At 36.9% G+C, this 25,975-nt stretch carries 27 protein-coding genes; 15 read left to right on the top strand and 12 right to left on the bottom strand.

Annotated features, from left to right (window positions below; all coding sequences use genetic code 11):
• Positions 1–11: 11 nt before the first annotated feature.
• Genes AC5XHR_RS05700 through AC5XHR_RS05690 form a run of 3 tightly spaced genes read right to left on the bottom strand, consistent with a single transcriptional unit; the run spans position 12 to position 1,841 of the window.
• On the bottom strand, positions 12–821 hold the full coding sequence (locus AC5XHR_RS05700; RefSeq protein WP_495949820.1) for a TPM domain-containing protein: 810 nt from the start codon (positions 819–821) through the stop codon (positions 12–14).
• The gene (locus tag AC5XHR_RS05695; RefSeq protein ID WP_495949819.1) at positions 802–1,230 is read right to left on the bottom strand and encodes a TPM domain-containing protein; all 429 of its coding nucleotides are present in this window, start codon (positions 1,228–1,230) and stop codon (positions 802–804) included. The genes AC5XHR_RS05700 and AC5XHR_RS05695 overlap by 20 nt, the downstream gene beginning before the upstream one ends.
• On the bottom strand, positions 1,230–1,841 hold the full coding sequence (locus AC5XHR_RS05690) for a LemA family protein (RefSeq protein ID WP_495949818.1): 612 nt from the start codon (positions 1,839–1,841) through the stop codon (positions 1,230–1,232). The genes AC5XHR_RS05695 and AC5XHR_RS05690 overlap by 1 nt, the downstream gene beginning before the upstream one ends.
• 79 nt (positions 1,842–1,920) lie before the next feature.
• Here AC5XHR_RS05690 and AC5XHR_RS05685 point away from each other — a divergent pair, with 79 nt between their 5' ends.
• Both AC5XHR_RS05685 and AC5XHR_RS05680 read left to right on the top strand, forming a co-directional pair.
• Positions 1,921–2,424 (top strand): dihydrofolate reductase, encoded by a 504-nt coding sequence (locus AC5XHR_RS05685; protein WP_495949817.1) that lies wholly within the window; start codon positions 1,921–1,923, stop codon positions 2,422–2,424.
• Positions 2,425–2,462: 38 nt separating this feature from the next.
• Entirely contained in the window at positions 2,463–3,032 is a 570-nt protein-coding gene (locus AC5XHR_RS05680) for a DUF2892 domain-containing protein (protein WP_495949816.1), read from the top strand.
• Between the two features lie 54 nt (positions 3,033–3,086).
• On the opposite strand, the gene AC5XHR_RS05675 is transcribed toward AC5XHR_RS05680, so the two are convergent.
• The 3 genes from AC5XHR_RS05675 to AC5XHR_RS05665 form a co-directional block, all read right to left on the bottom strand.
• Entirely contained in the window at positions 3,087–3,722 is a 636-nt protein-coding gene (locus AC5XHR_RS05675) for a trimeric intracellular cation channel family protein (protein WP_495950494.1), read from the bottom strand.
• Between the two features lie 58 nt (positions 3,723–3,780).
• Positions 3,781–4,239, bottom strand: coding sequence for a pantetheine-phosphate adenylyltransferase (gene coaD / locus AC5XHR_RS05670; RefSeq protein ID WP_495949815.1), 459 nt, complete (start codon positions 4,237–4,239; stop codon positions 3,781–3,783).
• Between the two features lie 61 nt (positions 4,240–4,300).
• On the bottom strand, positions 4,301–5,287 hold the full coding sequence (locus tag AC5XHR_RS05665; RefSeq protein WP_495949814.1) for a D-alanine--D-alanine ligase: 987 nt from the start codon (positions 5,285–5,287) through the stop codon (positions 4,301–4,303).
• Positions 5,288–5,404: 117 nt separating this feature from the next.
• Between AC5XHR_RS05665 and AC5XHR_RS05660 the strand changes: the two genes are divergently transcribed.
• Genes AC5XHR_RS05660 through murI form a run of 5 tightly spaced genes read left to right on the top strand, consistent with a single transcriptional unit; the run spans position 5,405 to position 10,603 of the window.
• On the top strand, positions 5,405–6,442 hold the full coding sequence (locus AC5XHR_RS05660) for a PASTA domain-containing protein (RefSeq protein WP_495949813.1): 1,038 nt from the start codon (positions 5,405–5,407) through the stop codon (positions 6,440–6,442).
• A 47-nt stretch (positions 6,443–6,489) separates the two neighbouring features.
• Complete coding sequence (locus tag AC5XHR_RS05655) at positions 6,490–7,554, top strand: RluA family pseudouridine synthase (protein WP_495949812.1); 1,065 nt, start codon at positions 6,490–6,492, stop codon at positions 7,552–7,554.
• Between the two features lie 28 nt (positions 7,555–7,582).
• Positions 7,583–8,542 carry a PorP/SprF family type IX secretion system membrane protein gene (locus tag AC5XHR_RS05650; protein WP_495949811.1) on the top strand — a complete coding sequence of 320 codons (960 nt, stop codon included), beginning with the start codon at positions 7,583–7,585 and terminating at the stop codon, positions 8,540–8,542.
• A gap of 48 nt (positions 8,543–8,590) precedes the next feature.
• Complete coding sequence (hemW, locus tag AC5XHR_RS05645) at positions 8,591–9,715, top strand: radical SAM family heme chaperone HemW (protein ID WP_495949810.1); 1,125 nt, start codon at positions 8,591–8,593, stop codon at positions 9,713–9,715.
• Between the two features lie 57 nt (positions 9,716–9,772).
• Positions 9,773–10,603 (top strand): glutamate racemase, encoded by an 831-nt coding sequence (gene murI, locus AC5XHR_RS05640; RefSeq protein WP_495949809.1) that lies wholly within the window; start codon positions 9,773–9,775, stop codon positions 10,601–10,603.
• Positions 10,604–10,623: 20 nt separating this feature from the next.
• Here the strand turns inward: murI and AC5XHR_RS05635 are convergent, their stop codons facing one another.
• The 5 genes from AC5XHR_RS05635 to AC5XHR_RS05615 are packed head-to-tail and all read right to left on the bottom strand — an operon-like array spanning position 10,624 to position 14,226.
• A complete protein-coding gene (locus tag AC5XHR_RS05635) occupies positions 10,624–11,208 on the bottom strand; it encodes an RsmD family RNA methyltransferase (RefSeq protein WP_495949808.1) in 585 nt (194 codons plus the stop codon).
• Positions 11,209–11,218: 10 nt separating this feature from the next.
• Positions 11,219–11,935, bottom strand: coding sequence for a DUF3822 family protein (locus AC5XHR_RS05630; protein WP_495949807.1), 717 nt, complete (start codon positions 11,933–11,935; stop codon positions 11,219–11,221).
• Positions 11,936–11,952: 17 nt separating this feature from the next.
• Entirely contained in the window at positions 11,953–12,447 is a 495-nt protein-coding gene (locus AC5XHR_RS05625) for a DUF8465 domain-containing protein (protein WP_495949806.1), read from the bottom strand.
• Between the two features lie 9 nt (positions 12,448–12,456).
• The gene (locus tag AC5XHR_RS05620; protein ID WP_495949805.1) at positions 12,457–12,951 is read right to left on the bottom strand and encodes a metallophosphoesterase family protein; all 495 of its coding nucleotides are present in this window, start codon (positions 12,949–12,951) and stop codon (positions 12,457–12,459) included.
• The gene (locus tag AC5XHR_RS05615) at positions 12,952–14,226 is read right to left on the bottom strand and encodes a M64 family metallopeptidase (RefSeq protein WP_495949804.1); all 1,275 of its coding nucleotides are present in this window, start codon (positions 14,224–14,226) and stop codon (positions 12,952–12,954) included. It abuts the gene before it with no gap.
• 91 nt (positions 14,227–14,317) lie between these two features.
• Here AC5XHR_RS05615 and truA point away from each other — a divergent pair, with 91 nt between their 5' ends.
• Genes truA through AC5XHR_RS05595 form a run of 4 tightly spaced genes read left to right on the top strand, consistent with a single transcriptional unit; the run spans position 14,318 to position 18,811 of the window.
• Positions 14,318–15,058 carry a tRNA pseudouridine(38-40) synthase TruA gene (gene truA, locus AC5XHR_RS05610; protein ID WP_495949803.1) on the top strand — a complete coding sequence of 247 codons (741 nt, stop codon included), beginning with the start codon at positions 14,318–14,320 and terminating at the stop codon, positions 15,056–15,058.
• Positions 15,059–15,074: 16 nt separating this feature from the next.
• Positions 15,075–16,823 (top strand): ABC transporter ATP-binding protein, encoded by a 1,749-nt coding sequence (locus AC5XHR_RS05605; protein WP_495949802.1) that lies wholly within the window; start codon positions 15,075–15,077, stop codon positions 16,821–16,823.
• Positions 16,824–16,877: 54 nt separating this feature from the next.
• Positions 16,878–18,224, top strand: a complete 1,347-nt coding sequence (radA, locus tag AC5XHR_RS05600) for a DNA repair protein RadA (RefSeq protein WP_495949801.1) — start codon at positions 16,878–16,880, stop codon at positions 18,222–18,224.
• A gap of 5 nt (positions 18,225–18,229) precedes the next feature.
• Entirely contained in the window at positions 18,230–18,811 is a 582-nt protein-coding gene (locus AC5XHR_RS05595) for an acyl carrier protein phosphodiesterase (RefSeq protein WP_495949800.1), read from the top strand.
• Between the two features lies 1 nt (position 18,812).
• Here the strand turns inward: AC5XHR_RS05595 and AC5XHR_RS05590 are convergent, their stop codons facing one another.
• Positions 18,813–19,316: a DUF6702 family protein gene (locus tag AC5XHR_RS05590; protein ID WP_495949799.1), complete on the bottom strand. Its 504-nt coding sequence runs from the start codon at positions 19,314–19,316 to the stop codon at positions 18,813–18,815.
• Between the two features lie 60 nt (positions 19,317–19,376).
• Between AC5XHR_RS05590 and AC5XHR_RS05585 the strand changes: the two genes are divergently transcribed.
• From AC5XHR_RS05585 to AC5XHR_RS05570, 4 genes are all read left to right on the top strand, one after another.
• On the top strand, positions 19,377–19,955 hold the full coding sequence (locus tag AC5XHR_RS05585; protein ID WP_495949798.1) for a HupE/UreJ family protein: 579 nt from the start codon (positions 19,377–19,379) through the stop codon (positions 19,953–19,955).
• A gap of 67 nt (positions 19,956–20,022) precedes the next feature.
• Positions 20,023–22,398, top strand: coding sequence for a M1 family metallopeptidase (locus AC5XHR_RS05580; RefSeq protein ID WP_495949797.1), 2,376 nt, complete (start codon positions 20,023–20,025; stop codon positions 22,396–22,398).
• A 151-nt stretch (positions 22,399–22,549) separates the two neighbouring features.
• Positions 22,550–23,152, top strand: a complete 603-nt coding sequence (locus AC5XHR_RS05575) for a hypothetical protein (RefSeq protein WP_495949796.1) — start codon at positions 22,550–22,552, stop codon at positions 23,150–23,152.
• Between the two features lie 188 nt (positions 23,153–23,340).
• The gene (locus AC5XHR_RS05570) at positions 23,341–25,971 is read left to right on the top strand and encodes a phage tail-like protein (protein WP_495949795.1); all 2,631 of its coding nucleotides are present in this window, start codon (positions 23,341–23,343) and stop codon (positions 25,969–25,971) included.
• Positions 25,972–25,975: the final 4 nt, after the last annotated feature.

Genomic DNA, 25,975 nt, shown 5'->3' with positions numbered 1-25,975 from the left:
AATACTCTTGTTTACCATCCTCCGGATGCGCCACCGCCGCCGAAACTTCCACCACCACCGAAGCCTCCAAAGCCGCCACCGCCGCCACCTCCAAAGGAACCTCCTCCGCCGAAACTTCCTGGGAATGGGAAGAAACCACCAGGGTAGGATCTTCTTCCACGACGGGAAATAATGACATCCTCGTCGTCATCATAGTTTCCGCCTCCGCCTCGATTGTTATTTCCAAACAAGATGGAAAGCACGATGAGAACGACAAAAAAGATGATCATCATTTGAAACAAACTCGGTCCGTCCGAAGAACGTTCGGGTTTTGCATGCGGTTTGAATTTTCCTTGAACGGCATCTGTAATCGCCGTTGTTCCTGCATCAATTCCTTCATAATAACGCCCATCTCGGAATTGAGGAGTTACGAGATAATCAAGAATCTGACCAGCAACCGAAGCTGTTAAATACTGCTCAACAGCACGACCTTGTTGGATGGCAAATTTTCGATCTTCGTATGCAATTAAAAAGACCACTCCGTTGTCAACGCCTTTTTTACCAATTTTCCATTGTTCCCCAAACATCGTGGCAACGTAATTCACGTCTTCACCTTTGGTGGTTGGGATAATGATGACTTCGATTTCCGTTGAGGTTGAGTCTTCAAATTTGATTAATTTATTGTTGAGCTGATCTCGTTCTTGTTGAGAAAGTAAGCCCACTTCATCATAAACAGGATAGAGGATGTCAGGTTTCTTAGGCACGCTGTATTGTGCTTGTACAAAAGTAAAAGCAGCAAAAAAGAATGCTAAAAATGTATATTTAAGAGAAGGTAATCTCATCCGACAATTCGTTGATGTTCTCTCCACTAAAAGGAAAGTGTTTTTTAAGTTCTAAACCTGTTTCAAGTATTGCATCGCGTAAGCCTTCAAAATATTTTCCTTGAGCGAAAAGTTTGGTGGTTTCGTCATGCATAACATCCCAAAATTCTTGTTTTACAAATTGATGGATGCCCTCGTCGCCAATAATCGTTAGATATTTTTGTTCAAAATTAACATGAAACAAAACGGCATTTCTATGGATGGTTTTTCCTAAGCAAAGCGTTTTGAAAACGTCAAATGCTTTTTCAGCATTATCCGAAACGGTATTAGAATCGATATGAATACGGATCTCTCCAGTAGAGTGGCTCTCTGCTGTTTGAATGGCCTCCACGAGGGAAGCCATTTGAGTATCTGTAATATAATTGTTCATTAATCTGTTTTAAAAACTTCTGGAGCTTTTTCAGCACCTGCTTCTGATTTGAAGTATGGTTTTTCCTTGAAGTTCGTGAAGTTTGCTAAGATGTTATTCGGGAATTTCATAATTTCCGTGTTGTAATCTTTCGCAGCTTCGTTGAAATACACTGTTTCTGCACGGATTGAGTTTTCAATCGCGGTGTATTCTCTTTGGAAATTCGTGTATTGCTGATCTGCTTTTAAATCAGGGTACTTTTCAATAACCATCATCAAACGTCCTAAAGCTCCCGAAAGTTGCCCCTGAGCCGCTTGGAATTTTTGCATATCCGCTTCCGTCATGTTCGTAGGATCTACATTTACCGATGTTGCTTTTGCTCTCGCTTCAACAACTTGTGTCAACGTTTCTTGTTCGAATTTTGAATACGATTTTACCGTTCTTTCCAAATTCGGGATCAAGTTGGCTCTTTTTTGATACACCGTTTGCACGTTAGACCACTTTTGTTCTACGTTTTGTTCTTTAGTTACAAAATTGTTGTATCCGTTTTTCCCCCAAAAGAATAACACAACACCTACTACCAAAATAAAAATTAAAATCCCGGTAGCGCTTAAACAGCCTTTATTTTTCATAGTTCAGATGAATTTTTGTTTCATTATAGAAAACCAAATATACAAATATTGTACTAAATTTGTCGCTTAAGATAAAATTATGATGACAATTGTGGTAGCCATGGGTTCCAATAACGAAATCGGTAAAGAAAATCAGTTATTGTGGCATCTTCCCAAAGATTTGAAACATTTTAAAGATCTTACTTCTGGTCATCCGATTGTGATGGGGAGAAAGACGTATGAAAGCATTGGGAAACCACTTCCTAACCGCACCAATATTGTTGTTTCTAGGAAAAAAGATTGGTTTGAAGAAGGAATTCTAATTGTTGGAAGTTTAAAAGAAGCTTTGAAATTTGCCAAGAAAATTGATGAAAATTTTTACGTTATCGGTGGTGGAAATATTTATGAACAAACCATTGATTTAGCGGATCGTTTGGAAGTTACTGAAGTGAAAGCAACCTTGGATGCGGATACGTTTTTTCCGAAAATTAATCCTAAAGTTTGGAAGAAAGTGAATGAAGAATGCTATGAAAAAGATGAAAAAAACAGCTATGATTTCTGTTTTCAAACTTTTGAGCGAATTGAAACATCTACTGGGAAATAGACTAGAAATTTTTATCTTTGCACCTCTAAATATCGAAAATGAATAAGAATATAAAATTTGTAATCGCCGCTTTAATTTTAGGATTAGGTATCTACATGATCGGTTTTACAAGATCATGGGGATGGGGGATTGTTGTTTCCCTTTTGGCTATTATTCCTATTGTGTTGTATTTTAAAAATGAATATATTTTATTGTCTTTCTGGCAGTTAAGAAAACAGAAAAACGAAAAAGCACAGCAGTGGTTAGCACATATTACGAAATATAAAACGCAACTTCACAAGTCTCAATATGGCTACTTCCATTATTTGCAAGCGCTAACATTAGCGCAAGATCAACCAGGAAAGATGGAGCCTTTGATGAAAAAAGCGTTGGACTACGGTTTGAATATGAAACAAGATCGTGCGATGGCTACCTTAAATCTTGCTGCCGTAGCAATTTCTAAAGGAAGAAGACAAGAAGGTCAAAAATTATTGGAAGAAGCAAAAAGATTAGATTCCGCAGGAATGATGACGGATCAAATTAAAATGATGAAGGATCAATTGAAAATGCCTTCGATGCAAAAGCATATGCACAACCCAAATATGAGACAAAGAGGAAAATTCTTTTAATTGGGATTTTAATAAAACAAAAAAGCGTTCGAATTTCGAGCGCTTTTTTTATACTTACATTTCGTTGTCGGAGTTGGTGCTGGCGTAGAATTTCGGCATTTGCCAATGATATTTTACGGCTAAAGTTCGGATTCCTACAATCAACAAAATTGTAAAAACTTGAACAAAAGTGTAGGAGAAATTGGTGAAATTTACCATCAGCAAAAAGACGAGTCCACCAATGATACAAGCCGTTGCGTAGATTTCTTTTCGGAAAATAAGTGGAATTCGATTCAACAAAATATCTCGGATAATTCCGCCGAAAATTCCCGTTATCGTTCCTAAAATAATGCAAATTAAAGGATGAAGATCGGCATGTATTCCTTTTTGAACTCCAATAATGGTGAAAAGCCCCAAACCAAAACTATCGAAGATAAATAGGGTTACTTTGAAGTTTCGCTCAATCGATTTAAAAACCATAGCGAAAACGGAAGTTGCCAAAATCAGAATACACATTCGAAGATCGTGCATCCAAAAAACGGGAACATCCAATAGCAGATCTCGCACCGTACCACCACCAACAGATGTGATAAATGCTATAAGTAAGACACCAAAAGGATCTAGACGTTTTTGCATGGCAGCAAAACTTCCGGACATGGAAAAGGCAACCGTTCCTAAAATTTCAATCGCTAAATTGAACTGTTCGTGCATCATAATTTTGTGTTTTTCGGGTTCGGAGACCTCGAAAGAATGCCACGAACCCTAGTTTTTATACTCGTACAGAATCTGGTACTAAGAGTTGATACTCGCCACCATGCGTGATGATTTCACGAACAATACTACTACTAATGAATGATTTTCCAGAAGATGTCAATAAAAACACGGTTTCAATTTTTTTATGAGCAAGTGTTCGGTTGGTATGAGCAATGGCTTTTTCGAATTCGAAATCGGCTGGATTTCTCAAGCCTCTTAAGATGAATTGTGCATTTTTGCTTAAACAATAATCTACCGTTAATCCTTCAAAAAAATCAACTTCAACATTGGGGAAATTAGCTACCGCTTTTTTAATGAAATCCATTCTTTGCTCGAGCGGAAACATGTATTTTTTTTGCGAATTCTGTCCGATAGCAATAATTAATTTGTCGAACAAAGGCGCAGCTCTTTCAATAATATCGTAATGTCCTAAAGTAATCGGATCAAATGATCCTGGAAAAACAGCAATTCTCATCTTTACTACTTATGAATTATCAATTGTAAGTTATCAATTAATTTTGTCTAGTGTCTAGTGTCTAGTTCTTAGCTAATGCTTTTTCAACTTCATTTCCGCATAAATCTTGGATGGAAATTCCGTAGATTTTAGCTTGTTGAGGCAAAATACTTGCAGGTGAAAATCCTGGATTGGTATTCATTTCCAACAAATACGGCGTTCCATTCATGATAATGTATTCACTTCGTGAAAAACCAACCATTCCTAGCGAGTTGTAGGCTTTTTTTGCAATATCTTCGACCTTCAAACGAGTTTCTTCATCCAAACGAGCAGGCGTAATTTCTTCCGATGCGCCTTCGTATTTCGCTTCATAATCGAAAAATTCGTTTTTCGGAACAATCTCTGTGATTCCAAGAACAATGGTTTCTCCTTGATAATCGATTACACCAACGGAAACTTCCATCCCTGAAAGAAAAGATTCGATTAAAATTTCATCATCTTCTGCAAAAGCAAAATCTAAAGCTTTATCCATTTCGGAAACATCTTTCACTTTTGAAATTCCCAACGAAGAGCCACTTTGATTTGGTTTTACAAAAACAGGTAATCCAAGTTCAGCAACAATTTCTTGCGCTGTAATTTGCTCCCCTTTTCTTAAATAGATACTTTTTGCCGAAGGAATTCCGTATTTCGAAAGTACAGCTAACGTATCTTTTTTGTTGAATGTTAATGCACTTTGATAAAAACTACATCCTGTATATTTTTGTCCAAGCGTGTCCCAATACGCTTGCAATTCTCCATTTTCGCCTGGTTTTCCGTGGATAATATTAAAACAAGCATCAAATTTTAAATTCCCCTCTGAACCCAAATCCACAGAAAAATCTCCTTTGTTGATTGGTTTTTTCTGGTCTTGCTGGTCTAGGAAATACCATTCGTCTTTTAAGATTACGACTTTATAAACGTTGTAACGCGCTCTATCAAGGGAATCGTAGATTAATTGTCCACTTTTTAAAGACACTTTATATTCATCGGAATAGCCGCCCATAACTACGGCCACATTTTTTTTACTCATTTTGAGGAAGGGTTTGAGGCAAAATTAAACATTTTGTTCATTGTTAAAGTTTTCTTGGTGAAATTAATTTTTAAAATTATTGGTTATATTTGCCATTGCATTTTAAGATTTTATTATATGTTAAAATCATTTTTTAACTGGAAAGTTCTATTGAACATACTCCTTGCAGCAGTGGTTTTTGTGGGGCTTATTTGGCTTACATTCCGCTGGTTAGAGTATCATACCAAGCACGGAGAAGAAATTCCGGTTCCCAACGTCATGAATATGTCGGTGCATAACGCGATTAATGCAATCGAAGATGCAGGGCTAAGCTATGAGGTTGATAGTTTGCAGTTTAATCCGAAATTCAAACCTTTTCAAGTTTTAGGAATTTATCCAAAACCAGGTTCGAGAGTTAAAGAAGGCAGACCAATTCGTATTACCGTAAATCCAAGAACATGGGCGAAAGTAACTGTTCCAGATATTTTGGATCGATACAAAGGTTTAGCTTTTAGACAATTGGAACAATTAGGATTGAAAGTTGGAGATACGATATTTGAGCCGAATATTCAACGTGATGCGGTAATTCGTATGCAGATGAATGGCCAGGTGATTAAACCAGGAATGCAGGTTCCAAGATTCTCCGTAATTGATTTAATTATTGGAACAGGACCTAAAAGAAATGTACCGGTACCAAATGTTATTGGTTTAACAGTTGCTGAAGCCGAGCGAATTATTGCTCAAAACTTATTTGAAGTTGGATTGGTTGAGTTCGAAGATGGAAAAGGAGATAAATCCGATATCATTTATTACCAAGATCCAGATGGTGGAGCGCTCCGAGACCAAGGAAATCAAATTGACCTTTGGGCAAGTAAGAAAACGCCTGGACAAATGTCCGGACAAATTCGAAACTTAAATAACATCTATCGTATGAAAGTGGATACCACATTGCCACCAATTCGTTACGAAGAAACAATTATTTATGACGAACCCGTTACGCCGCCACCAGCGCCAAAGCCGGTAGTGCCGAAGCCAACGCCAGCGCCAACTCAGGAAAAAGAAAAACCTAAACCTACGACATCAACGCCTACAACAACAAGTTCAACAAAACCAAAAGCAACCGAAAAGCCGAAAACGGAAGAGAAGCCTAAGGTGAGAAAAGTAGTCGTAGAATAAAATAGAAATCAAGCTTCAACATCATGTTGAAGCTTTTTTGTCAGATTATGGAAAATTTGAATGAAGATCTTTACGAAGACGAATTAGGACAAATAGAGTCCCAAATTGAAGATGAAACCGCGGGTCTTTTTGAGCATCTGAATATCACCGTAGATAAGAAGCAAGAACCGCTTCGAATCGATAAATTTTTGTTGATTTTTCGCCAAAATTCATCTCGAAATAAAATTTCCCAAACCTGTAGAGCGGGAAATGTAATGGTTAATGGAACGGCGGTAAAGCAAAATTATCGTGTAAAACCAGGCGATGAAATTTCGGTTCTATTGGCGCATCCGCCAAGAGAAAATGTAATCGTCCCGCAGAATATTCCTATTGATATTGTGTACGAAGACGATGATGTTTTGGTGGTTGATAAAAAGCCAGGAATGGTTGTTCATCCAGGATTTGGAAATTGGGACGGAACGTTGGTAAATGCCTTAGCATATCATTTTGAACAAAATGGTTTGAAAACCGATTTGGATCGTATTGGATTGGTACATCGTATCGATAAAGATACATCCGGATTGTTGGTGATCGCGAAAAACGAATATGCGCTAAGTTATCTTGCAAAGCAATTTTACGATCGCAAAACGAGTCGACTGTATTGGGCTTTTGTTTGGGGAAATGTTGCAGAAGACGAAGGAAGCATTCGAGGTCACATCGGAAGACATATGAAAAACCGAATGCAAATGGCGGTGTATGAAGATGGAAGTCACGGGAAACATGCTGTAACGCATTATAAAGTTTTGGAGCGTTTCCGTTATATGACTTGGGTTGAATGTAAGTTGGAAACAGGAAGAACGCATCAGATTCGAGCGCATTTCAAACATATTGGACATACGTTGTTTAATGATGAACGCTATGAAGGTCACGTGATTTTACGTGGAATTAACATGCCGAAATACAAACAATTTATTCAAAACGTTTTTGAAATATTACCACGTCATGCGCTTCATGCCCATACTTTAGGTTTTATTCATCCGGTGACGAAGAAAGAAATGTATTTCGAAAGTCCGATGCCTGAAGACATGGTAAATGCCGTCGATCGTTGGCGTAAATATTTAGCAAACAACTAAAACTAATTTTTCTATATTTGCTTCTTAAATGGATTTCGTGAAAAAAATTTTCAACCTTCTATTACCATTAGCTTTCGTTTCTGTGGCGGCTCAAGAGACGCTTCCTATTTATCAGCAGTATTTGTTGGATGGAAAATTTCTCATCAACCCTGCATTTTATGGGGAAACCGATGATGTCGTGGTTAACGGAAATTATCAAAAACAATTTTCAAAGTTTGATGAATCTCCGAATGTACAATCGGTGGGAATTCATGCGAATATTTTTGATCGAGTAGGAGCGGGAATTTCCTTTTTTAGAGATCAAAACGGACCTATTTCAGCCAACGGAATTACAGCGGGAGCGTCTTATTTTATTCCGTTAAGTGACGAAGATGGCCGTAAAGATCAGTTTTCTTTCGGTACCAATGTCAATTTCTACAACATGAATATTGACTACACCATGTTAAATCCACAAGATCCAAATGATCCTGTTTTACATGATGGTTCTAATTCAATTTTCATTGCTTATGCCAATTTAGGTTTGCAAGCCACGTACAGCAATTTTTTTGCGGGCGTTTCCATTTTAGATATTCCTTTGTCTAACGATATTCCGATTGTGAATGGTATTGAACCTTCACCAACCAAATATATTTTAAACGCGGGTTACGATTACGAAATCACAGAAGGACTTTCTGTAGAACCTTCGGTTTTGTTAAATTTAAATACCAATTCTTCTCGCATGCTCGATTTGAATTTGATGGGAAAAGTATATAGTGAAGAAAATATGTTTGCGGCGGGAGTAAGTTTCCGTACAGCGAAAGATCATGTTGGTAGTCAGCAATTGAGTATTTCTCCGATCATTAAAGGACGCGTAAATCGGTTGACTTTTGGCGCGAGTTACAATATCGGAATGAGCGATATTCAAACGTATGGCGGAAATAGTTTTATGATTAGTTTAGGCTACAACATTCCGAATTTTATTAATCCACGGGGATACCGTTATCGTTAACGGATAGAAAAATACTACATTTGTGCCCTGAATCAGGGCATTTTTTTTATGATTTATTTCCATATTCCTTTTTGCAAGCAGAAATGCACATATTGCAATTTCCATTTTTCCACCTCTTTGGCGCACAAAAAGGAAATGTTGGATGCGATTGCGCAAGAACTTCATATTCGACATTCGGAACTGGAAATTTCGCAAGTACCATCGGTATATTTTGGGGGAGGAACGCCTTCAATTTTAGAGCCGGATGAAATTCAAAAATTATTAGATGATGTTTCTAGATTTTATTCGATTGGTGAAACGACGGAACTTACTTTAGAAGCAAATCCAGATGATTTGGATGCGAAATTTTTAAAAGGCATTGTCAAAGCTGGGATTAATCGACTTTCCATCGGAACGCAAAGTTTTGATGATCGAGATCTAAAAATGATGAATCGCGCGCATCACGCCGAACAAGCGGAATCGTCCATTAAAAGAGCGCAAGATATAGGAATTGAAAATATAAGTATTGATTTAATTTACGGTTCGCCCACCTCAGATTTCGAAGTTTGGAAGCAAAATCTTCAAAAAACAATTGAACTTCAAGTTCCGCACGTTTCGAGTTATGCTTTGACGGTTGAGCCCAAAACCATCCTCGAAAATTGGATTGAAAAAGGCAAAATAAAAGCACCAAAAGAAGTCGAACAAAATAAGGAATTCTACTACATGATTGATTTTTTAAAAGATCATGGGTTTGATCATTACGAAATTTCCAATTTTGGAAAGCCAGGTTTTCATTCCGAGCACAATTCGGCATATTGGGAATCGCATCCGTATTTAGGTTTGGGACCTTCTGCGCATTCGTATGACGGGAAAAATACGCGATCGTGGAATGTGGCAAACAATGCAAAATATGTGAAAGCATTGCAAGAAAATACACTTCCGATTGAACGGGAAATATTATCCGATAAAGATCAATACAACGAGCGATTGATGATTGGCTTACGTACTGCGAAAGGCGTTGATATGCAACGTTTGAAGGAAGAAATGAATGATGAAATTGCAGCTCACTATCAACATTCAGTTCAACAAAAATTGGATGATGGAAAACTGATTGTGGAAGATGGATTTCTGAAAATTCCAGAAAAAGATTGGTTTTTTGCCGATGGAATTGCTTCCGACTTATTTATTCTTTAATCAATTGAAAACGCAATGCTCTAAATTGCGTATTTTTGCACTACAATTCAACTCATTTTGAAAAAGAAAAAAATAGATTACTCGCATTTGGATGCATCACAACCCATCGGAATTTTCGATTCTGGAGTTGGTGGACTTACGGTTGCTAAGGAAATTAAACGATTGCTGCCCAACGAAAATCTGATTTATTTTGGCGATACAAAACACCTTCCTTACGGTGAAAAATCGAAGGAAGCGATTATTGAATATTCATCAAAAATTACCAACTTCCTTTTAGAAAAGAACTGCAAAGCGATTGTAATTGCGTGTAATACAGCAACAGCAAATGCTTTGAAAGAAGTTTTGGAATTGGTGAATGAAAAAGTTCCCGTAATTGATGTGATTAATCCGGTTGCTGAAAAAGTTGCCTACGAATTGCACACGAACGTGGGCGTTATTGCGACCAAAGCAACGGTGAATTCTGGGTTGTATAAAAAATCTATCCGCAAGCATAATCGCTTCATTAAAGTCGATGAATTGGCGACGCCTTTATTGGTTCCTGCAATTGAAGAAGGTTTTAAAAACCATCCAATCACACATTCGATTATTTACAATTATTTGAGCAATCAAAAGCTGAAAAATATTGAAACGTTGATTCTAGGATGTACGCATTATCCGCTTGTTTTAGACGAAATCAAACAGTATTACGGAAACCGAGTTCGCGTGATTGATTCACCAAATATTGTGGCAAATCAACTTAAAATGATTTTGGAAAAGCATCAATTATTGAACGAGCAAAATCCAAATCCTACCTATGAGTTTTTCCTTTCGGACATCACGAAAAATTTTGAGAAAATCTCGAAAAAGTTCTTTGGGAAATCGATTGATTTAGAATTAAAAGTATTGTAAGAAGCCTTCAGGCTTCTTTTTTATTCGTTATTTTCTAGAGATTCTTCAGTTGGCAACGGATTAAAGAAACTGAAACTAAGATTTCCGTACTTTCTTGTCGTTGAAATTTGCGGATGTTCTAGCTTTAGACGCGCTTGATGCTCCAAAATAAAAACACCGTTTGGTTTCAGATAGTTGTTGTTCAACACTAAAGAAATTAATTCTCCATATTTTTTTTCATCCGTAATATCAAAAGGCGCATCCGCGAAAATAATATCGTATTGTTTTCTTTTGCGATTTTTCTTCAACCAATCGTAGACATCACCACGCTGAACATTCACTTGCAAGGCCATATCCAATTCGGCTGCTGTAGCGTTGACAAAAGCCGTATGTTTTGGGTTTAAATCAACCGATGTTACGTCTTGGCAATCACGAGATGCGAATTCCAACGAAATGGAACCAATCCCACAAAACAAATCTAAAACCGAACAGAATTCGAGATCGTATTTGTTTTCGATAATGCTGAAAAGGGCTTCCTTCGCAAAATCGGTGGTTGGTCGTACATCAAAATTTTTGGGAGCTGCTATTTTTTTTGCCTTCCATCTTCCGGAAATAATTCGATACATAGGCGTTAATTTAAGATAATATGAAATTCTTGTTTGGGATATTGTCAAAACTAATTTTTAGGTTTTTGACAAATTTTCGCAACTCAGAAATAAAGGTTTCGTTTTCGGTGGTTTCGCCGTACACGTAAAAGTTGGTTTCTTTAATTTGGAATCCAATTTTGCTCAACGTAAACATCACAAAATAAAGAAAATCGACTTCCGAATTCACATCCAAATTGTTGTATAATAGGACTTTTTTACGGTCAATTGCGAAAAATTCACATTGATTATGATACAAATTAATATGGATTTCTTTTCCGTTTTTTGGATGCAAACTGCTTAAAAATTTTTCGCCCGAAAAATTGAAAAATGTTGGTTTGTTTTTACCTTTTATTTTCGAATAATACACTTTTGGAAATGCGTAATAGAACTGCACATCGTACTTTTTGTTTACAGAAAGCATCAATTCTTCCTTGCTTCTGTCCACTGCCGCATTGTAACCAATCAATTGATAGCCCATCTCGTGAACGGAAAAACCAGCCGGCATCATGGTAAAATGATTGAGCGCCGAAAGCGTAATGATTTCGCCATAGGATTTTTCAGAAAGAAGTTCGGCAAGTTTCTGCTCAATATACTGGGCAGGCGTTTCTTCTGTTACGAAAAATGCCCCTTCTTCAACGGTGCTTCGGCCTTTGTTCAGCTGAAATTGCAATCCATCTTGGGTAAAAAGTAGTAAAAGTTTGTTCATAATCGATTGGGACAAATTTAGTGAAATTCTACTAGAACCGAACCGGCTTGATTGTGGAGGATTTCTTTGTTGTAAAAATCAATGTTAATTTGGGATTCCAGCGTTCGCCAAACCAATTGTTGAAGTGTTCCATCGCCTATTCCGTGGATGATTTCCAGTCGTTTAATTCTGTTTTTTCTACAGAAGTCTATCGTTTCCAAAAGTTTTTCTTTTTGAAGAAATAGGCGTTCAAAACTTTCGTAGTTTTCGGCATCAGGAACTAGCTTTTCGAAATGCAAATCGAGAACGAGTTCATTTTTCTTATTCTTTTTGGACTTTGGCGGCGTGTATTCAAATTTATTTTTGATTTTTATTCCATCGTAAAGTGCTGTTTCGCGAAGCACGACTTTTTCGGTGGGATATTGATAATTAAAACCATGTTCATCTTGAAAACAAATGGTATTTCCTTGGACGGACGTTATTTTTCCTTCCAAATCTTCATCAATAACCGCAACTAAATCTCCAATTTTCATCTTTTTATTTTATCGAGTTCCGAGTTCGATTAGTTCTAAATTTTTAATTTCTTTTCCCTCAATTTCGAATCTCAACATGGTTTTCATCGTGTGCCAACCTTGATTTCCACAAGCGCCAGGATTCATGTGTAAAAGTTGATTTTTCTCATCAAACATCACTTTCAAAATATGCGAATGTCCTGAAATAAACAAATTAGGAACTTTTTCCGCAATTTCCTTTTTTGCTAAAGGTGTATATTTTCCGGGATAACCACCGATATGAATCATCAAAACCTCGACATCTTCGCACTTGAATCGATTAACTTCGGGAAATTCTTTTCGAATAATAGGATCGTCAATATTTCCGTAAACGCCTTTTAAAGGTTTTATTTTTTCTAATTTTTTTATCAAATCCAAACTTCCAAAATCGCCTGCATGCCATATTTCATCGGCTTCTTGAGCGTACGTCAAAATGCGATCATCCAAATAAGAATGGGTGTCCGATAAAAGCAGAATTTTCGTCATTTAGTTTTCTTCTTTTGACGTGTAAAACAAAATCATTTCTTCCAAAGCATTGCTGCAAACTGGGCAAAAATCCGGTGTATTGTTGATTTTCATTCGGCAAGTCAAGGTTGGAATGTACAATTTATTGCCTTCCAAACCTTCATAAGCTCCAATTTTATACTTTTTGCTATCGATAATTGGTGTTGGAATCGGCGTTTTTGCTTTGATGAGTTTTTCCCACTTGCTTTTGAAATTAGCTAAAGACGTCACGTTTTTCTCCCAAGGTTCCACGTTTTTATTTCCTGAAGGATCGAAAATATCGTTTGGATAAAAATATTCATCTCCTAAACCTCCAAAACTATGTCCAAATTCATGAACAACAACGGGCGCAAATTCTTTGTTTTTAGTTGTTGTCAATGTGTACGAATTTAAAACGCCGCCACCTCCGTAAATGTCGGTGTTTGCAAGAATGATGATATGTTGATACGGCATATTTTCCAGCCAATTGTGAAGCTGTTTCAAATGCGTTGTTGTTAAATAGCGCTTGGAATAAAACGTATCAAAATTGGATTGAACTGCCGTTGATTTCCAATTGTTTTCCGATGGTTGAGAAACGCCTGAGTCTTTAGACGGCGTTTTAATTGCTGTAATTTCGAAACTAGATTCGTATTTTTTGAAAATCGCGCGATTGAACAAACTTTTTACCGTTTCTTTCGCGTATTTCATAAACTGATCCATTTCAGCTTCTTGATAGCCTTCCGCAACAATTGCTACTTTAATTGGGTTGGGAACCGTTGCTTTATGAATAACTTCAAACGGCGTTTCGTTGATTTTTGCTTTGCGAATTAAAATGTCATTAGGTTTAACAACATGCGTTAAAAGAACTTTTTCCTCATTTTTTGAGTTGAAGAACGAAACTTGAATTTTCGCTTCTTTTTTTGGAAACGGAACGAGGTAGGTATTTTCAAAACTTTTGGAAAGGGTTTTTGCTTCTTCCTGCGTAAGCCATTCTTGAAACAAGCTACTGAAAGGCAATACGTAAATAAGTTTTCCACTCGCGACATCGTATACTTTTACTTGTCCATTTCCTTGGATGGGCGTTTTACTCAATAGGCCTTTTCGCCCGTTCCAGCCGTCCATTTGGATGAGTTCACTCAAAAAAATACTTTGTTGATCCTTGTTTCCACCAAAAATATAATCCAATCGTAATGTTTTGTTTTCAAAATAATCGGAGAATTTTTGAGCCGAAATCGACAAACACATGATGCTGAAGAGCAAACTGATAATGTATTTCATGAAACCGCTTTTTGCAAAAATATTTACTTTTTTCGAATATCTAGGGTTACACCGAATTAAACTATATTTGTACTGGAAAAAATATAATAAGTTGCGGTATTTTATCGAGTTTTCATACAACGGAAAGAACTATTTCGGATATCAAATTCAGCCTAATCAGATTTCGGTTCAGGAGGTTTTAGAAAAAGCACTTTCTACCATTCTTCGGGAAGATGTGAAAACGACGGGAGCTGGACGAACAGACACAGGCGTTCATGCAAAGAAAATTTTTGCGCATTTTGATACAACACAAGAAATCAAACCTGAATTAGCCGATCGATTGAATTCTTTTCTACCAGAAGATATTAGTATTCATCGAATTTTTCCGGTTGCAGATGATTTTCATGCCCGTTTTGATGCGACGTATCGAACGTATACTTATTATATTTTTCAGGGAAAAGATCCGTTTAGTTCTGAGTTTGCTTGGCAAATTAGAAAGCGAAAATTGGATGTTGAAAAGATGAATGAAGCATGCAAAATTCTATTTGATTATAAGGATTTTAGCAGTTTTGCGAAAGTTGGTGGCGACAACAAAACTAATTTTTGTGAAATCTATCAAGCCGAATGGTCTGAAGATGGTCCGATGTTGAAATTCACCATTTCTGCAAATCGTTTTTTACGAAATATGGTTCGCGCGATTGTGGGGACTTTGGTGGAAGTGGGGTCTGGGAAAATTCAGCCCGAAGAAATGCATCAAGTCATCCAAAATCAAAATCGAAACTCAGCAGGAACTTCAGCTCCAGCACACGGACTTTTCTTGGTAGATGTTGGTTATAATTTTGAAAATAAATAGGCTGTAAAGCCAGTGTATGAGTAGCAAAACACATAGTACTTGGGAAATTATCCGAAGATTATTCGGGATCGGAATGAAATTTAAAGGGTGGTTTATTGCCGCTTTGCTGATTTCTATTGCGCTTTCGGCTGTTTCTACGTATCGACCGTACTTGAGTATGGAAATTGTTGATGTGGATATCATCAAACTGAAAGATAAAGAACAGATGATGAAGCACATTTATCTTTTCATCGGTTTGGTTGTTGCAGAAACGATTTTGAACTTCTTTTTGGTTTATTTTTCCAATTTTATTTCTCAAAATGCGATTCGAGATATTCGGGAACGTTTATTCAAGAAATTGATTTATTTCAAAACCTCTTTTTTCGATAAAACACCGATTGGTCAGTTGGTAACGCGCGCCGTTGGCGATGTAGAAACCATTGCGACGGTGTATACGGATGGATTTTTGATGGTTTTTGGCGATGTGTTGCGAATTATTTTCGTCTTGGTAATGATGTTTGCCGTAAACGTTCATTTAAGTTATATTTCACTTGCGATTTTACCGTTAATGTTGATCATTACTCGATTTTTCCAAAAGCGATTGAAAAAAGCATTTGGTGATGAGCGAAGTTGGACAGCGATTCAAAATACGTTTGTTCAAGAACGTTTGGCGGGAATGTCGTTGATTCAAGTTTTTAATCGTCAAGAAGCCGAGTTTAAGAAGTTTGATGACATTAACATCACGTTGAAAGGCGCTTTGTTGAGAACGGTTTTTATATTCTCTTTGTTTTTCCCGGTTGTGGAATTAATTTCTTCCCTTTTTATAGGATTCATATTAGTTTATGGAGGTTATATTACGATCACCGCGGGAGAAGTTATTGCATTTATTCAATTTATTAATATGTTGATTCGTCCGCTTCGTCAAATTGCAGATAGATTCAACAATATTCAACGTGGAATTGTCGGTGCAGAACGTGTTTTGGGAATTATGGACCAAGATATTGTGATGCCGAATAACGGAACAATCAAAAAAGATCATTTTGCTGGAAAAATTGAATTTCAAAACGTTCATTTTTCGTACGATGAAAAACAAGAAGTTCTTAAAGGAATTGATTTTGTCGTTCAACCAGGAGAATTGGTGGCTATCGTGGGCGCGACTGGCGCTGGGAAATCAACGATTATTAGTTTGATTCCACGATTGTATGAAATCAATTCTGGAAAGATTTTAATAGACGATGTCGAAGTTCAAGACTACGAATTGTATAATCTACGAGGTCATATTGGTGTTGTTTTGCAAGATGTTTTCCTTTTCCATGGAAGTATTTTCGAAAACCTTTCATTTGGAGACGATTCGATTACGTTAGAACAAGTTCAAAAAGCTGCAAAAGAAATTGAAGTTGATGATTTTATTAATCAACTTCCTGGCGGTTACGATTATGTGGTGAGTGAGCGTGGATCTTCCATTTCGCTTGGTCAACGTCAGTTATTATCGTTTTTACGAGCTTATCTTTCGGATCCTAAGATTTTGATTTTGGATGAAGCAACCTCGTCCATCGACCACGAAAGTGAAAAGTTAATTCAGCGAGCGACCGAAAAAATTACCCAAAATAGAACAGCAATTGTGATTGCGCACCGTTTGTCAACCATTGAAAAAGCCGATCGCATTATTGTGATGGATCAAGGAAAAATTGTGGAAACAGGTAAGCATTCGGATTTGTTGCTTCAAGACGGCTATTATTCTAATTTATATAAAGCGCAGTTGCGCAATCGTTTGGATATTGAATAAAATTGAAGGTGGAAAACCTTTTAAAACTTCAAATCAAATCTGTATTTTTACATTATGGCAAAACTAAAGACGGTCTATTTCTGTCAGAATTGTGGTTCTCAATATTCGCAGTGGCATGGGCAATGTAAAAATTGCAACCAGTGGAATACGTTGGTGGAGGAAGTGGTAGAAAAGTCTGCTGCGAAGTCTCCGCACACCAAAAATAAACAACAGCTTATCAATATTATCGAGGTTGTAACCAACGAAGAACCTCGTATTGCAACGCCTTCCGACGAATTGAATCGCGTTTTGGGTGGTGGAATTGTCTTAGGTTCGGTGACGTTAATTGGTGGTGAACCCGGAATTGGAAAATCAACCTTGCTGCTTCAATTAGCGTTGAAGATGAAGAAGAAAATTCTTTATGTTTCGGGTGAAGAAAGTGCGTCGCAGATTAAGATGCGTGCCGATCGTTTAACGGATGCTCAAAATCCGGAATGTTTTCTTTTTACGGAAACTTCGGTGGAAAAAATTATTCATGAAGCACAGAAATTAGAGCCTGATTTTGTGATTATTGATTCCATTCAAACTTTGCAATCGTCTTTAATTGAAAGTTCGCCAGGTTCTGTTTCGCAAATTCGCGAATGCTCCAATGAAATTATAAAATACGCTAAAGAAACCAATACACCTGTGTTTTTAGTAGGTCATATCACCAAAGATGGGCAGATTGCTGGACCAAAAGTTTTGGAGCATATGGTGGATGTGGTTTTGAATTTTGATGGCGACCGAAATCATCTTTTCCGCTTGTTGCGAGCGAATAAAAATCGTTTTGGATCAACGTCTGAAATTGGGATTTATGAAATGATTTCCCAAGGTTTGAAAGAAATTAAAAACCCATCGCAAATATTAATCACCAAGAAAACGGAGGAACTCTCAGGAAACTCTGTAGCGGTGACCTTAGAAGGGAATCGTCCGATGTTATTGGAAATTCAAGCATTGGTAAGTACTGCGGTTTATGGAACTCCACAGCGAAGTTCTACCGGTTTTGATGCCAAACGATTGAATATGCTTTTGGCGGTTTTGGAAAAGCGAGCTGGCTTTCAATTGGGTGCAAAAGACGTTTTCTTAAACATTACGGGCGGAATAAAAACCGACGATCCCGCATTGGATTTGGCCGTCGTTGCATCGATTTTGTCCAGCAACCAAGATATTGCGATTTCAGAACATTTTTGCTTTGCAGGTGAAATTGGATTGAGTGGTGAAATTAGACCGATTGCTCAAATTGAACAACGGATTACGGAAGCCGAAAAATTAGGCTACGAATCTATTTTTGTGTCGAATCTAAATAAAATTCCAAAACGAAAATTCGGAATTAAAATCGAAGAAGTAAGCAAGGTTGAAGATTTTGCAGAACGTTTATTTTAGAGACTATGAACTATCTAGCCCATTCTTATTTGACTTTCACGGACGAACAAATTGTTGGTCAGTTTTTGCAGGATTATATCCAAAATAAGGATCGGTTTTCTTTGCCAAAGCCAATACAAGAAGGTGTCACACTACATCGCGAGATCGATACATTTACGGATTCACATCCTGCAATTTCGGAAGCGAAGAAGATTTTTTCGCCTTTAGTTCGGTTGTATTCAGGTGCGTTTGTGGATGTGGCTATGGATTATTTTTTAGCAAATGATCCCAAAATAAAATCTCCACAAGAATGGAAAGATTTTTCACAGCATGTGTATCAGGTTTTGGATAAGTTCGAATCTCTTTTCCCAGAAGCATTTCATCGGATGTTGGGAAGAATGTCTTCTGATGATTGGTTGTATAATTACCGTGAAGATTGGGGCGTGAAATTCAGCATGAAAAATGTACTAAACAAAGCAAAATATCTTGATAAAGAACTGAATGTTTTTCAACTTTTTCTAGATCATAAACATGAATTACAAGGGGTTTACGATGTTTTTTTTCCTGATTTGCAGAAGCGTGTCAAGGAAGTTGCTTCTCGGTTTTAATTTAAAACTGTTGATATAAATAGCGATCTGGATAGCCTAGTTTTGAAGATTTTCGTTGTCCATTAACGATAACATGAATGATATTCAATTGATCGTCGTATAGATTATAAATAAAACTCACGGCGGTTTCTACTTTTTTAGGATCGGCGATACGTTCGGATTCTAAATAAACATTGACACTTTCTCTATCTTCTTCAAACCCCAAATAATTGACATTAACAAAATTGGAGTTTACTTTCAATTTTAAATAATCTGAAGTATAGGCTTCTAGAGCTTTGTTCATTAATTCCTTTTGTTTGCTATCGTGGAAGCGAAGTGTTTTCCCTACTTTTTTACTCACCGCATTTTCAAGATCATCGGTGAAAAATCGACCTGTAATTTCAAATGTTTGCGACTTTTTATTGTAATTAAACTCAACCGAACCTACATGGTATGGGTGAATTCTAAATGACGTAAAACAAAAACAAAAAACCAATAAAAAGAAGTAAACTAGCCACTTTTTCATTTGAAATAATCTTTAAGCCTCAAAAATAATCATTATTTTCGTCGGCTAACTCATGAAACTATGCAAGACTTTATTTTTTATTTAAAATTAGGCTGGGAGCACATCATTTCTTTGGATGCTTTAGACCATCAATTATTTATTTTGGCGCTTATTGCCGTGTATTCGTACAATGATTTTAAAAAGATTCTGATTCTTGTTACGGCCTTTACCATTGGACATTCGATAACTTTGGCTCTAAGTGTTTTGGATGTTTTTCGGATTCCTTCGGATTGGGTGGAATTTCTTATTCCCCTAACCATTGCAATAACAGCTTTCGATAACATTTTGATGCGAAATAAACAAAGCCGATTGATGAAGATGAACTACTATCTTGCGCTCGTTTTTGGATTGGTTCACGGAATGGGATTTGCCAACCTCGCGCGAATGACGATGGCTTCTGAGCAGTCTATTTTTATGCCGCTTTTAGGCTTTAATATTGGTTTGGAGTTGGGGCAAATTGTTGTCGTTATCGCTTTTATGATCCTGTTTTTCATTTTGTTGAAGGTGTTCCGCATTCAAAAGAAAGATTGGGTGATGTTTGTGTCTTCAGGCGTCTTTGCATTGGCTATGCAAATGTGTCTTGAAAGAATTCCTGTTTAAAGCTTTCTATATTAATACTGATTCTTTACATTTGTAATGAAATCGCTATTTTTTTAATAATATCCTTATGAAATTCAAAGTTGGTATACTGCTGTGTTTAAGTATTTTGGCTAAATCACAGAATCTGCAGCATAATCCGGGAAGCAACCACGGAAATAAATTTGAGCAATTAGGATCTCTTTTACCCACTCCCAATGTATTTCGATCAGCTTCTGGAGCACCTGGAAGTCAGTATTGGCAGAATAGGGCAGACTATGATATTACCGCTTATTTGGATGAAGATAAACGTCATCTAAAAGCATCAGAAACAATTACATACCACAATAATTCACCCGATGATTTAGATTATTTATGGCTGCAGTTGGATGAAAACGAACATTCAACGGTACGGAATGCCGACTTTCCATTTGCATCAACGTTACCCAAAGCGGTGAATTATGACAAATTAGAATTGTCTCAACTTCCTGAGCCTGATAATGGCTATGGTATTAATATTGATAAAATAACAGATTTATCTGGGAAAGCTTTACCATACGTTATCAACAAAACGATGATGCGTATTGACTTACCAAAACCATTGAAAAAAGGAGAAAAAATTTCATTTAAAGTAGATTGGAATTACAAAATTTCTGATCGTATGGCGATGGGAGGACGTGGTGGTTACGAGCATTTTCAAGATGATGGAAACGATTTATACACGATGACACAGTGGTTTCCAAGAATGTGCGTTTACAGTGATTTTCACGGCTGGCAAAATCATCAATTTACGGGTAGAGGCGAGTTTGCATTGCCTTTTGGAAATTATAAAGTTAGCGTAAACGTTCCTGCAGATCATGTTGTTGGTGGGACGGGAGTTGTTAAAAACTACGATCAAGTTCTTTCATCAGCTCAATTAGCTCGATACAAACAGGCTGAAAAATCATCAGAACCAATAGAAATTGTAACTCTTGATGAAGCGAAAAAAGCCGAAAAGTCAAAATCAAAACAAAGAAAAACGTGGATTTTCGAAGCCAATGATGTTCGTGATTTTGCATGGACTTCATCGCGAAAATTTGTGTGGGACGCGATGGGCGTTTTGATTCCTGAAAACAACAATAAAGTTATGGCCATGAGCTTCTACGGAAAAGAAGCGTATGGTTTGTACAGAAAATATTCAACAAAAGCGGTTGCTCATACGATAAAAACGTATTCTGAATTTACCATTCCGTATCCGTATCCTACTGCTCAATCTGTTGAGGCAGCGAATGGAATGGAATATCCGATGATTTGTTTTAACTACGGACGTACAGAAAAAGATGGAACGTATTCTGAAGCTACGAAAAACGGAATGTTGGGTGTCATTATTCACGAAGTAGGACATAACTTTTTCCCGATGATTATTAATTCCGATGAGCGTCAATGGACATGGATGGATGAAGGATTGAATACATTTGTTGAATATCTTACCGAAGAAAAGTGGGATCCAACATTTCCTTCGAGACGAGGTCCAGCTTGGACGATTGTTGATTACATGAAACTTCCTAAAGATCAGTTGGAACCTATTATGAGTAACTCAGAAAATATTCGTCAGTTTGGTCCAAACGCTTACGCAAAGCCAGCTACAGGATTGAATATTCTTCGTGAAACTATTATGGGAAGAGAGTTGTTTGATAAAGCGTTTAAAACCTATTCGCAACGATGGGCATTCCGTCATCCTGAGCCTGCCGATTTTTTCAGAACGATGGAAGATGCGAGCGGTGAAGACTTGGATTGGTTTTGGAGAGGTTGGTTCTACGGATCGGATCCTGTCGATATTTCTTTGGATAAAGTGACGTTGGCAACACCAGATTACGCGTCAATTCCAGATATAAAGGCGAGAACATATACCGTTGATAAACCTCAAGTTCATGATTTTGAAGATATTTCAAAAGTGAGAAATAAGGCCGATAAGTCGATTCAATTTGAAGTTGAGAAAGATAAATCGCTTCAAGATTTTTATTACCGCTACGATCGTGGACAAGAAAAAGTTGATACCAATAAGCAATACACAGCAAAAGGTCCGGAGTTAGAAAAGGTTTCGGATAAAGATCAGAAAGCAAAAGGTGACGTGTACGCCTATCAATTGGATTTTTCCAACAAAGGAGGTTTGGTAATGCCTATTATATTAGAATTTACTTTTGAAGATGGTTCGAAATTGAATGATAAAATTAATGCACAAGTTTGGCGACATAATGAAAATACGACGTCGAAATCGTATATTTTTTCAAAGAAATTAAAGTCCGTGCAAATGGATCCAATGAAAGAAACGGCGGATATTAATGTGGCAAATAATTATTGGTCCGCAGACGGATCAGCTCAAACAACACCATCTAAATTTTCTGTTTTCAAAGAAAAAGGTGGAGCGAGCGCTCGAGGTGCTTCAAACGGTCGAGTTAACCCAATGCAAGCTGCAGGAAAGAAGTAGAAATAAGCTTACAAAAAATCATAAACTATTCATTTTACTTGTGAAATAGGTGTAAAATGAGTTTGTAATTTGAATGATATTGTCAAAATAAACTGAAATTTTGACAATATCATTTTTTTATTATATTTGTCTCAACAAAAACACAAATTAGGTGGAGAAAATTCTATTTTTTCATCATTTCCTTTTTATTCGATTATTTCCAAAGTATTTGGGGGTAATTCTTGTGTTTTTATTTTCCTTTCAAATCTCTTTTGCGCAAACAACTTCAGAAGTTTCCCAAAAAGAAGAGGCGGTATTATATAATGCCGAGAATATCTATCTAGTTGGTGATGCGGAGATTATCGTTAAACAAAGTAATGGAGAAGAAATTCTTTTAAGCCAAGTTAAGTCGTCGAAAATTGAACCAAAAAAAGTTTTAGCAAAATCGACAAAGGCAGATGAACTTGTAAAAAAAGAACTACAGAAAAAGGTAGAAAGTCCACAAAAGAAAGAAATTGAAGTTGTTGCTTATTTTAAAAATAATGGTTCTAGCTCAACTAACTTTACGTTTTACGTTTTACAGAAAAAATCGTGTGTTCTTTCGCAAAATACGCTCGATTATTCAGTAAAATATGTGCAAGACTGTCCATCGTCCACTTTTGCTCCATTTATCGTAAGTAGGGAAAGGGAAAGTGAATTTTCTGAATTTCTTGTCAACAAAGCGCAATCTAATTGGCGGCCTTCAGTCTATTCTAGACCTCCGCCTTTGGCGTAAAATTCAATCCTTGTCGAAATCTAGATAACAATTTTCTGTTTAGATTGTTGGTGTTTGGTGTCGCTTATTTCAATCCATTTAGTTCAGTTTAACGAAACTTTGGATTAGAAATGTGATTGAATTTTTCTTGAAAACGATAAGCTTATTGTAAATGAGATCTTCATTTACTTATTTCAAAAAAAACAAATATGAAAAACAATATATTTATTTCAATGCTCTTGATGCTTTTTACTCTTTTTGGAGTAACTATGAAGGGACAATGTCCAGCTGCATCGAGCGTTACTTTAAGCGTTTCTAGTACTGCTACAACATGTGGTAGCAATGGTACCATAACTGCAACTTTTTCACCTGCTGGATCATCTTCTAATGTAACGGTTCAACTATTGAAAAATGGAGCTCCGATGGACTCAAAAGTGAATGTGGCAAGCCCATACACGTTTCCGAATCTTCAAGCAGGTTCAGATTATACGGTAAGATTAATTTGTTCCAATGATAATAGCATCGTCTTTAGAAGTGAAGCTGTCACGGTTGTTGATGGTTATAATGAGATTACAGATGTTGCTGTCTCTACAAGCGGCGTATGTACTAGTTTTACACCTGGTGGTATGATTAAGATTGATGGAGTTACCGGTGGAAAAGCACCACTTCAATACTCTATTATTCAAAATACGTCAGCAAATTATCCAGATAATTTAAGTGTTTATTCATCAAGTATGTCTAAAACAGTTACTGCTTTTGGAACATACCAAATCCGAGTTAAGGATGCTTGTGGCGAATTCTATACAAAAACAATAGAACTAGCTCCTTCTCTACCAAAAGTCGATTATTATTGGAAGCCAACTCGTGTTTGCGGTAGTAGTACTCAAGCTACGGGATCTTATTGGTATATGAGTAATGTTGATTCTGGTGGAGGCGCATCTATTGATGATCACCCACTAGGTATTAGGATCGAAATTCGAGATACGAGTTCAACGGGTACAGTTTTGTTTAGCGGAAGTGTTGCGAACGCAGGTTCAACTTTTCAGTATACAATGAGTCCATCTCATAAATATTATATTAAAACGACCAATGCTTGTGGAATTTCGAGCGAGTCTTATCACGATTTGTCATCCAATACAACAGATAATGGAGAGCGTTATGAGTTTGAGCCTGTTGTGAAATCTACTGGTTGCGGATCTAATCAAACCATGTCAATTTTTGGTGACTTAACTCGAGAGTCTTTTTGGAAATATCCTGTTACTGCTGTTTTAAAGGATGCCTCGGGAACTCAAATTGGTGCTGCTCAGACTTTAACCGGGCAATATACAAATCAAAGCTCATATAATTTTACAGGATTAACCATGGGGAACTATAAATTGACCTTAACTGATGCTTGTGGTGGCTCTTATACGGTTGATGTTACGAACCCTCAAGGGGCTGGTGCACCAAAGTTGCAAGTTTATAGAACCTTAAAATGGTTATGTGGTGAAGTTGGATTATTACCTCTTTCTCAAACCAATACAACGCAGATACAAATTGAAATTTTAGGGTTTTTCCCTGATGTTGATAATGCATCTGTTAAAATAATTAGTGGCCCTTCGAATATTGGAGTTGCCGGAATTTTAATTGATGGTAGATATTGGAGTTGGTCTAATTTGTTACCTGGAACATATACGGTTCAATACTCTTCTTGTAATCAAGTACATACAGGGATATTTACTATTGATCCAAACGATTATGGTTTACTCCATCAAAGTTTTACCGCAAAGGCGAATTCTCAATGTGGTGGCACAGGTACTATTACTTCAACGATGAATTATGATGGGTCATACACCTACGAAGTTGAATTATTAAATAGTGCTGGGCAATTAATTACTAGTAACAATACAGGGAATTTTTCTAATCTACCTGCAGGAGAATATACAGTGAGAATGAAAGTGACGCCATATTGCGGTGATGATAAATACGATTATTTTGTAGATCAACCTGTGAAATTAACTATTGTTGGTGCTAATGCAGGACCTCAAGTTTCTTCCCGCGTAGGAATTATTTGTGAAGACGGATCAGGAAACGCACTTTCAACAGGTTCTGCTTATTTGGATATTGATGGTGCTGGACCGTTTACGGTTGCTTATTCTACGAGTCAAACGGGGCCGTGGACAACAATAAACAATGTTGGAAACTCGCTTACATTAAACAATCTTGTCGCTAATACAGAATATTTTGTGGAGGTAACTGACCTTTGTGGTATTAAGAAAACGCATACGGTTCAAGTAAATAAAATGGGAAGTTTAAGTTCTTCCAATTCTGTTCACCCTTGTAATAATCAACCATACGTACTTGAAATTCCATATTACAGTGGTGCAACGTATGAATGGACTAATCCTCAAGGTGCTGTGGTTTCTAATACAAGAACGTATTCAATCTCCACATACGATCCAAGTTATAATGGTACTTATGTAGCCAAAATTTCGTGGGGTAATTGTGTGACTCGCTATGTTAATTTAACAATTAATAGTACTCAGTGTGGTGAGCCTATTCAGGAGGCGTGTTATCGTTTCCCAGGATCTTCATCTCCAGTTTTAGACTCAAAACATGGTGTTACAACATTAGGAAGAGCTGGAACCACCAATGGTAATTGGCCAATGGTTAGAAAAGGAGCGCATACGGTTCTAGAATCTAAAACAAAAGGTTTTGTTGTTAATCGTTTAACAACAACAGATAAAAATAAATTGACTCCAGTTTTGGGTATGACGGTTTATGATGTAGATCTTGATTGTTTAAGTATTTATGACGGTACGGCATGGAAATGTTACCGCCGTCCAGGATGTCCAGACTAATAAT

It is taken from the genome of Kaistella sp. CFF1-2, from assembly GCF_059509915.1.
The sequence above is the reverse complement of the archived record's forward strand: the minus strand, read 5'-3'. Positions and strand labels throughout refer to the sequence as shown.

Excerpts from the sequence above, each read along its gene's own strand:
- AC5XHR_RS05685 (WP_495949817.1), top strand. The coding sequence starts at position 1,921 with ATGATGACAATTGTGGTAGCCATGGGTTCCAATAACGAAATCGGTAAA.
- AC5XHR_RS05585 (WP_495949798.1), top strand. The coding sequence starts at position 19,377 with ATGCAAGACTTTATTTTTTATTTAAAATTAGGCTGGGAGCACATCATT.
- AC5XHR_RS05605 (WP_495949802.1), top strand. The coding sequence starts at position 15,075 with ATGAGTAGCAAAACACATAGTACTTGGGAAATTATCCGAAGATTATTC.
- AC5XHR_RS05630 (WP_495949807.1), bottom strand. The coding sequence starts at position 11,935 with ATGAACAAACTTTTACTACTTTTTACCCAAGATGGATTGCAATTTCAG.
- AC5XHR_RS05635 (WP_495949808.1), bottom strand. The coding sequence starts at position 11,208 with ATGTATCGAATTATTTCCGGAAGATGGAAGGCAAAAAAAATAGCAGCT.
- AC5XHR_RS05570 (WP_495949795.1), top strand. The coding sequence starts at position 23,341 with ATGAAAAACAATATATTTATTTCAATGCTCTTGATGCTTTTTACTCTT.
- AC5XHR_RS05620 (WP_495949805.1), bottom strand. The coding sequence starts at position 12,951 with ATGACGAAAATTCTGCTTTTATCGGACACCCATTCTTATTTGGATGAT.
- AC5XHR_RS05675 (WP_495950494.1), bottom strand. The coding sequence starts at position 3,722 with ATGCACGAACAGTTCAATTTAGCGATTGAAATTTTAGGAACGGTTGCC.
- AC5XHR_RS05680 (WP_495949816.1), top strand. The coding sequence starts at position 2,463 with ATGAATAAGAATATAAAATTTGTAATCGCCGCTTTAATTTTAGGATTA.
- AC5XHR_RS05590 (WP_495949799.1), bottom strand. The coding sequence starts at position 19,316 with ATGAAAAAGTGGCTAGTTTACTTCTTTTTATTGGTTTTTTGTTTTTGT.
- AC5XHR_RS05660 (WP_495949813.1), top strand. The coding sequence starts at position 5,405 with ATGTTAAAATCATTTTTTAACTGGAAAGTTCTATTGAACATACTCCTT.
- AC5XHR_RS05650 (WP_495949811.1), top strand. The coding sequence starts at position 7,583 with ATGGATTTCGTGAAAAAAATTTTCAACCTTCTATTACCATTAGCTTTC.
- AC5XHR_RS05700 (WP_495949820.1), bottom strand. The coding sequence starts at position 821 with ATGAGATTACCTTCTCTTAAATATACATTTTTAGCATTCTTTTTTGCT.
- radA (WP_495949801.1), top strand. The coding sequence starts at position 16,878 with ATGGCAAAACTAAAGACGGTCTATTTCTGTCAGAATTGTGGTTCTCAA.
- AC5XHR_RS05625 (WP_495949806.1), bottom strand. The coding sequence starts at position 12,447 with ATGAAAATTGGAGATTTAGTTGCGGTTATTGATGAAGATTTGGAAGGA.
- coaD (WP_495949815.1), bottom strand. The coding sequence starts at position 4,239 with ATGAGAATTGCTGTTTTTCCAGGATCATTTGATCCGATTACTTTAGGA.
- AC5XHR_RS05665 (WP_495949814.1), bottom strand. The coding sequence starts at position 5,287 with ATGAGTAAAAAAAATGTGGCCGTAGTTATGGGCGGCTATTCCGATGAA.
- AC5XHR_RS05695 (WP_495949819.1), bottom strand. The coding sequence starts at position 1,230 with ATGAACAATTATATTACAGATACTCAAATGGCTTCCCTCGTGGAGGCC.
- AC5XHR_RS05690 (WP_495949818.1), bottom strand. The coding sequence starts at position 1,841 with ATGAAAAATAAAGGCTGTTTAAGCGCTACCGGGATTTTAATTTTTATT.
- AC5XHR_RS05615 (WP_495949804.1), bottom strand. The coding sequence starts at position 14,226 with ATGAAATACATTATCAGTTTGCTCTTCAGCATCATGTGTTTGTCGATT.
- AC5XHR_RS05655 (WP_495949812.1), top strand. The coding sequence starts at position 6,490 with ATGGAAAATTTGAATGAAGATCTTTACGAAGACGAATTAGGACAAATA.
- hemW (WP_495949810.1), top strand. The coding sequence starts at position 8,591 with ATGATTTATTTCCATATTCCTTTTTGCAAGCAGAAATGCACATATTGC.
- AC5XHR_RS05595 (WP_495949800.1), top strand. The coding sequence starts at position 18,230 with ATGAACTATCTAGCCCATTCTTATTTGACTTTCACGGACGAACAAATT.
- AC5XHR_RS05580 (WP_495949797.1), top strand. The coding sequence starts at position 20,023 with ATGAAATTCAAAGTTGGTATACTGCTGTGTTTAAGTATTTTGGCTAAA.